The organism is Micrococcus sp. KRD128 (assembly GCF_017168395.1).
In the GTDB taxonomy this organism is placed as follows: domain Bacteria; phylum Actinomycetota; class Actinomycetes; order Actinomycetales; family Micrococcaceae; genus Micrococcus; species Micrococcus luteus.
The window spans coordinates 1-6,017 of the sequence record NZ_JABFAX010000043.1 but is presented as its reverse complement, the minus strand read 5'-3'; the positions used below and the strand labels follow the sequence as shown (position 1 = coordinate 6,017).

General features: G+C 56.3%; 3 rRNA genes. All 3 read left to right on the top strand.

Annotated features, from left to right (window positions below):
• The first annotated feature begins 630 nt into the window (after positions 1–630).
• A 16S ribosomal RNA gene (locus tag J1M44_RS11340) occupies positions 631–2,153 on the top strand.
• Between the two features lie 436 nt (positions 2,154–2,589).
• Positions 2,590–5,681 (top strand): 23S ribosomal RNA (locus J1M44_RS11335).
• Positions 5,682–5,872: 191 nt separating this feature from the next.
• Positions 5,873–5,989: ribosomal RNA gene (rrf, locus tag J1M44_RS11330) — 5S ribosomal RNA — on the top strand.
• The 16S, 23S and 5S rRNA genes sit together here, the layout of an rRNA operon.
• Positions 5,990–6,017: the final 28 nt, after the last annotated feature.

The window sequence follows — 6,017 nt, the reverse complement described above, 5'->3', positions numbered from 1 at the left end:
ACGCCGGGTGTCACCCCTGATTTTGTGTTCGGTGGGGTTCGTGTGTAGAGTTCCATCTCGTGCTCAAGACGCCGACCGGGTGACCGGGAGGCGGGGTGAAGAACACAGAATCCGCGGATTCATGCCGAGAATGGCAGGTCCAGGGCGGGTGGTGCTCACCGGGTGCGCGGCTGGCAGTGATGCGGGTCGGGATTCCTGAAGAAGATGATCTGGTTTGACAGCCGGGAATCATGTGGTAAGCTTTTCGAGGCCTTCCACGTGGATGGTCCGGTGAGTGTCTGGCCCCGCGGAAGCGGAGTTGACATTGTCGGATCGCGTGGTAAGGTTTTCTAGCCCGGCCATGTGAACGGACGGTGAATGCTTCGGACACGGAGTTGACACGGTCGAAACGGATGGTCTAGGATGGAGAAGTTGCTCCAGAGCGAAACGGCCCGCGGAGCGGGTCGCTGAAGCTGGAAGCGCCTGTTGTTTGAGAACTCAATAGTGTGCCAAGTTTGTTGATGCCAATTGTTTTAACACATATTGGTTGATCATCGCCTGCCACCCCCGTGGTGTGGTGATGGTCTGCTAGGTATTGAATGGATGTCGTGGTGGTTATTTCCGGCTGCCACGGTGTTGTTCTGTAATTTTTTTACGGAGAGTTTGATCCTGGCTCAGGATGAACGCTGGCGGCGTGCTTAACACATGCAAGTCGAACGATGAAGCCCAGCTTGCTGGGTGGATTAGTGGCGAACGGGTGAGTAACACGTGAGTAACCTGCCCTTAACTCTGGGATAAGCCTGGGAAACTGGGTCTAATACCGGATAGGAGCGCCTACCGCATGGTGGGTGTTGGAAAGATTTATCGGTTTTGGATGGACTCGCGGCCTATCAGCTTGTTGGTGAGGTAATGGCTCACCAAGGCGACGACGGGTAGCCGGCCTGAGAGGGTGACCGGCCACACTGGGACTGAGACACGGCCCAGACTCCTACGGGAGGCAGCAGTGGGGAATATTGCACAATGGGCGCAAGCCTGATGCAGCGACGCCGCGTGAGGGATGACGGCCTTCGGGTTGTAAACCTCTTTCAGTAGGGAAGAAGCGAAAGTGACGGTACCTGCAGAAGAAGCACCGGCTAACTACGTGCCAGCAGCCGCGGTAATACGTAGGGTGCGAGCGTTATCCGGAATTATTGGGCGTAAAGAGCTCGTAGGCGGTTTGTCGCGTCTGTCGTGAAAGTCCGGGGCTTAACCCCGGATCTGCGGTGGGTACGGGCAGACTAGAGTGCAGTAGGGGAGACTGGAATTCCTGGTGTAGCGGTGGAATGCGCAGATATCAGGAGGAACACCGATGGCGAAGGCAGGTCTCTGGGCTGTAACTGACGCTGAGGAGCGAAAGCATGGGGAGCGAACAGGATTAGATACCCTGGTAGTCCATGCCGTAAACGTTGGGCACTAGGTGTGGGGACCATTCCACGGTTTCCGCGCCGCAGCTAACGCATTAAGTGCCCCGCCTGGGGAGTACGGCCGCAAGGCTAAAACTCAAAGGAATTGACGGGGGCCCGCACAAGCGGCGGAGCATGCGGATTAATTCGATGCAACGCGAAGAACCTTACCAAGGCTTGACATGTTCTCGATCGCCGTAGAGATACGGTTTCCCCTTTGGGGCGGGTTCACAGGTGGTGCATGGTTGTCGTCAGCTCGTGTCGTGAGATGTTGGGTTAAGTCCCGCAACGAGCGCAACCCTCGTTCCATGTTGCCAGCACGTAATGGTGGGGACTCATGGGAGACTGCCGGGGTCAACTCGGAGGAAGGTGAGGACGACGTCAAATCATCATGCCCCTTATGTCTTGGGCTTCACGCATGCTACAATGGCCGGTACAATGGGTTGCGATACTGTGAGGTGGAGCTAATCCCAAAAAGCCGGTCTCAGTTCGGATTGGGGTCTGCAACTCGACCCCATGAAGTCGGAGTCGCTAGTAATCGCAGATCAGCAACGCTGCGGTGAATACGTTCCCGGGCCTTGTACACACCGCCCGTCAAGTCACGAAAGTCGGTAACACCCGAAGCCGGTGGCCTAACCCTTGTGGGGGGAGCCGTCGAAGGTGGGACCAGCGATTGGGACTAAGTCGTAACAAGGTAGCCGTACCGGAAGGTGCGGCTGGATCACCTCCTTTCTAAGGAGCATCAGTGCCCGTTGCATCACCGCGTGTGTGATGGCGGGTTGCTCATGGGTGGAACATCAATGAATGGTGCCAGTGGTGGTGCCGGCAGTGCTCGAGTACGTCATGCCTTTGTGGGTGTGGTTGGAATGGGTGGTGTTGGTGGCTGCGAGCTGGTGTTGGCACACTGTTGGGTCCTGGAACAGCAGGCACCCTGGCCTTGGGGTTGGGGTTGTTGTTTCTGGTCTCCGTACCTTGTGAAGCTGGCCTTGTGGGTTGGTGGATGGGGTGTGGGTTGTTGTTTGAGAACTGCATAGTGGACGCGAGCATCTTATTTTTTGTTGCTGCATCGTTGATCGCACTGTTCCCCCCTGGGGTGGTGTGTGAGGTGTGGTGATGCCGAGAATGACATCTTAGTTAGATATTGCTCATTTGAGGACTTTCATTGTGTGTGAAAGTTTCCAAGGGCGCATGGTGGATGCCTTGGCAACAGGAGCCGAAGAAGGACGTGGGAATCTGCGATAAGCCTGGTGGAGTCGATAACCGGACGTTGAGACCAGGATTTCCGAATGGGGAAACCCCGCACGACGTGTCGTGTGACCCCCGGTTGAACACATAGACCGGGTGGAGGGAACGTGGGGAAGTGAAACATCTCAGTACCCACAGGAAGAGAAAACAATAGTGATTCCGTTAGTAGTGGCGAGCGAACGCGGATGGGGCTAAACCGTATGTGTGTGATACCCGGCAGGGGTTGCATGTGCGGTGTTGTGGGCCCCTCCTTGTCATGTCTGCCGGCATGGCGCAGTGAGGTGCGGGCATATAGACGAACCAGTGTGGATGCTGGACCGTAGAGGGTGAGAGTCCCGTAGTCGAAATGTGTTCCGCCGCTGTTGGAGGGTCGCCCGAGTAGCACGGGGCCCGAGGAATCCCGTGTGAATCTGCCAGGACCACCTGGTAAGCCTGAATACTACCTGTTGACCGATAGCGGATCAGTACCGTGAGGGAATGGTGAAAAGTACCCCGGGAGGGGAGTGAAATAGTACCTGAAACCATGTGCCTACAAACCGTTGGAGCCTCCTTGCGGGGTGACAGCGTGCCTTTTGAAGAATGAGCCTGCGAGTTAGTGATACGTGGCGAGGTTAACCCGTGTGGGGAAGCCGTAGCGAAAGCGAGTCTGAATAGGGCGATTGAGTCGCGTGTCCTAGACCCGAAGCGGAGTGATCTACCCATGGCCAGGTTGAAGCGCGTGTAAGAGCGCGTGGAGGACCGAACCCACTTCAGTTGAAAATGGAGGGGATGAGCTGTGGGTAGGGGTGAAAGGCCAATCAAACTCCGTGATAGCTGGTTCTCCCCGAAATGCATTTAGGTGCAGCGTCACGTGTTTCTTCCCGGAGGTAGAGCTACTGGATGGACGATGGGCCCTACAAGGTTACTGACTTCAGCCAAACTCCGAATGCCGGGAAGTGAGAGCGTGGCAGTGAGACTGTGGGGGATAAGCTTCATAGTCGAGAGGGAAACAGCCCAGACCACCGGTTAAGGCCCCTAAGCGTGTGCTAAGTGGGAAAGGATGTGGAGTTGCTGAGACAACCAGGAGGTTGGCTTAGAAGCAGCCACCCTTGAAAGAGTGCGTAATAGCTCACTGGTCAAGTGATTCCGCGCCGACAATGTAGCGGGGCTCAAGTACACCGCCGAAACCGTGGCATTCAGTTTTGCTGGATGGGTAGGGGAGCGTCGTTCACGAGGTGAAGCCAGCGGGTAACTTCTGGTGGATTGTGGACGAGTGAGAATGCAGGCATGAGTAGCGAAAGACGGGTGAGAAACCCGTCCGCCGGATGACTAAGGGTTCCAGGGTCAAGCTAATCTGCCCTGGGTAAGTCGGGACCTAAGGCGAGGCCGACAGGCGTAGTCGATGGACAACGGGTTGATATTCCCGTACCAGTGAAGAACCGCCCATGCTGAGCCGGTGATACTAACCGCCCGAACCATCCCGATCCTCGTCTTTGACGGGGACGGTGATGGGGAGCGCGGGACCTGAACCGGGGAGGCAAGCGCATTAACAGGTGTGACGCAGGAAGGTAGCCGGGCCGGGCAATGGAAATGACCTGGTCTAAGGGTGTAGGGCTGCCGGTAGGTAAATCCGCCGGCTGTATGCCTGAGACCTGATGGGCGCCCACGTGGTGGGTGATCCGGTGATCCTATGCTGCCAAGAAAAGCATCGGCGCGAGGTTCAAACTGCCCGTACCCTAAACCGACACAGGTGGTCAGGTAGAGAATACTAAGGCGATCGAGAGAATCATGGTTAAGGAACTCGGCAAAATGCCCCCGTAACTTCGGGAGAAGGGGGGCCCCAACCTTGAGCACCACGTGCTGGTGTGAGGGGATCGGGGCCGCAGAGACCAGGGGGAAGCGACTGTTTATCAAAAACACAGGTCCATGCGAAGTCGTAAGACGATGTATATGGACTGACTCCTGCCCGGTGCTGGAAGGTTAAGGGGACCTGTTAGCTTCGGCGAAGCGGAGAACTTAAGCCCCAGTAAACGGCGGTGGTAACTATAACCATCCTAAGGTAGCGAAATTCCTTGTCGGGTAAGTTCCGACCTGCACGAATGGAGTAACGACTTCCCCGCTGTCTCAACCATGAACTCGGCGAAATTGCATTACGAGTAAAGATGCTCGTTACGCGCAGAAGGACGGAAAGACCCCGTGACCTTTACTATAGTTTGGTATTGGTGTTCGGTGTGGCTTGTGTAGGATAGGTGGGAGACTGTGAAGCGGGCACGCCAGTGTTCGTGGAGTCATCGTTGAAATACCACTCTGGTCACTCTGGATATCTAACTTCGGCCCGTGATCCGGGTCAGGGACAGTGCCTGATGGGTAGTTTAACTGGGGCGGTTGCCTCCCAAAATGTAACGGAGGCGCCCAAAGGTTCCCTCAGCCTGGTTGGCAATCAGGTGTCGAGTGCAAGTGCACAAGGGAGCTTGACTGTGAGAGTGGCAGCTCGAGCAGGGACGAAAGTCGGGACTAGTGATCCGGCGGCTCGTTGTGGAACGGCCGTCGCTCAACGGATAAAAGGTACCTCGGGGATAACAGGCTGATCTTGCCCAAGAGTCCATATCGACGGCATGGTTTGGCACCTCGATGTCGGCTCGTCGCATCCTGGGGCTGGAGTAGGTCCCAAGGGTTGGGCTGTTCGCCCATTAAAGCGGTACGCGAGCTGGGTTCAGAACGTCGTGAGACAGTTCGGTCCCTATCCTCTGCGCGCGTTGGAAATTTGAGAAGGTCTGTCCTTAGTACGAGAGGACCGGGACGGACGAACCTCTGGTATGTCAGTTGTACCGCCAGGTGCATGGCTGATTAGCTACGTTCGGGATGGATAACCGCTGAAAGCATCTAAGCGGGAAGCCGGCTTCGAGATGAGATTTCCTTGCCCCTTTGAGGGTGTGAGGCCCCCAGCTAGAACACTGGGTTGATAGGCTGGATGTGGAAGCGAGGACTGAAGACTCGTGAAGCTGACCAGTACTAATAGGCCGATGACTTACACACACTCTTAATCCTGTTGCTTGCTTCAAGGTGATGGGTGGGTGTTCGCGTCCACTGTGCGGTTGTCTGATTGCAACCGGCTGTCCACTGTTGGTGGGTGGTTGGGGTGTTTCAGTTGAATAGTGTCACTGTTGTGTGACCCGTAGGTTTCCCTGCTGTTGCCCGTGTTGAGGGTGGTGGTGTGGGGTTAGGGTTACGGCGGTCATAGCGTGGGGGAAACGCCCGGTTCCATTCCGAACCCGGAAGCTAAGGCCCACAGCGCCGATGGTACTGCAGCCGGGAGGTTGTGGGAGAGTAGGTCGCCGCCGGACATTCTTTGAGGGAGGGCCTCGCACTGTT